This window comes from Lactobacillus nasalidis (assembly GCF_016587775.1).
Taxonomy (GTDB): domain Bacteria; phylum Bacillota; class Bacilli; order Lactobacillales; family Lactobacillaceae; genus Lactobacillus; species Lactobacillus nasalidis.
Genome location: NZ_BOCG01000522.1, coordinates 1 through 1,675 on the forward strand (window position 1 = coordinate 1; position 1,675 = coordinate 1,675).

Consider the following 1,675-nt stretch of genomic DNA (forward strand, 5'->3'; position numbering starts at 1 on the left):
CGCTGGGTAGCTATGTGCGGACGGGATAAGCGCTGAAAGCATCTAAGTGCGAAGCCCCCCTCAAGATGAGATTTCCCATTTCTTCAAGAAAGTAAGACACCTCAGAGACGATGAGGTAGATAGGCCGGGAGTGGAAGAAGCGTGAGCTTTGGAGCGGACCGGTACTAATCAGTCGAGGACTTGACCAAAAGAGCGAAGCAATAAGGTTTTGACTTGGAAAGAGATATTCAGTTTTGAGCGTGCAAGCTCAAAGAAGAGTGCGGTGGCAATGGCAAGAAGGATACACCTGTTCCCATGCCGAACACAGCAGTTAAGCTTCTTAACGCCGAAAGTAGTTGGTGGGAAACTGCCTGCAAGGATAGGAAGCTGCCGCGCCAAGCAAGAGTCAGACGGAAGTCTGGCTCTTTTTTGTCTTTATTTTTTATTTTTTCCTGCGCTGGCTGCTGTTTTTGAGTAGAATAAGGCTGTAAGCGGTTAAACGCTTTAGCAGCAAAATTAGGAAATAGGAAACAAGGAAGAAATAGGTGAAACAGATGAAGCGCCGAACTTTTATAAATGGGAAAATTTTTACGGGGACCAGCGAAAATGACTTTGTCGACTCGCTTGTGGTTGAAGACGGCAAGATCGTCAGCGCCGGCGGGGACCCGGGCGAAATCGTCGACCTCAAGGGACAGACCGTTCTGCCAGGCTTGATCGACAACCACACCCACCCCAAGTACATTGCCGATGCTCTTCACGGGGCAGCCTGCACGCCGCCCCTGGTTAACAGCATCAGTGAGCTCCAGGAGGCCCTGCGGCAAACGCCTGAGTACGGGCAGGGGCCAAACGTCTGGATCGAAGGCTGGGGCTTTGACGAAAGCAAGCTGGCTGAGCACCGGAGCCCGACCAGAGATGACCTGGACCAGGTCTCAACGACCCAGCCGATCTTTTTGTACAGATCCGACTGTCACTCTTCCGTTGGCAACTCCCGGGCCCTGGAACTGGCCGGAATCGATGAGCACACGCCTGATCCGGCCGGCGGGAAAATCGAACGCGATGCCAGCGGCCGGCCGACCGGCTTCATGCGGGAGGTAGCGGCCAGCCAGCTGCTGATCCGGGCCAAGTCGGCCTTGAGCTATGAAAATGACGTGGCCAACCTGGTCAAGTCTTCAGACCACTACCTGGCCAATGGCCTGGTCGCCATCGGGGAAATGATGGGCCGCCTGCACCCGTATGCCAGCCTGTCTTTGTACCAAGATGCCTACAAAGCGGGCTTCAAGCCCAAGTCGGCCATCTACTACGTGGCTGATGAGCTTTCCGGTCCCCTGGAGATTGCCAAAGGCGACCGCCTGCGGGTCGCCGGGCTCAAGGTCTTCATGGACGGCAGCATTTCCGGGGAAACGGCTTTGATGAAGGAGCCTTTCCCATCCGGAAAAAAGGGCGTGTCGCTGACCAGTGCCGCCCGGCTGGAAGAAATCATTGCCTACGCCCGGGAAAACGGCCTGCAGGTAGCAGTCCACGCTATGGGGGACGCAGCCATTCAGCGGGTGATCGATGTCTGCCGGGACCTGGATCCCTGGCTGGCCGGCCAGCCGTCGGTCAGAATCGAGCACGCTTCGCTTCTCTCAGATCAGATGATCAAGGAGCTGAAGGCAGCCAAAATCGGCCTGGCCGTGTCGACGCAGCCGATCTTCTT

Annotated in this window: 1 protein-coding gene and 2 rRNA genes; all 3 read left to right on the plus strand. The window is 56.0% G+C overall.

The genetic code is table 11. The features are described 5' to 3' along the window. Nucleotides 1-188: ribosomal RNA gene (locus lacNas_RS10270) — 23S ribosomal RNA — on the plus strand; the annotation flags it as partial. A gap of 70 nt (nucleotides 189-258) precedes the next feature. Further along, nucleotides 259-375: ribosomal RNA gene (gene rrf / locus lacNas_RS10275) — 5S ribosomal RNA — on the plus strand. A 158-nt stretch (nucleotides 376-533) separates the two neighbouring features. Continuing rightward, the coding region (locus lacNas_RS10280) for an amidohydrolase (RefSeq protein WP_201346830.1) at nucleotides 534-1,675 on the plus strand (1,142 nt) is incomplete at its 3' end.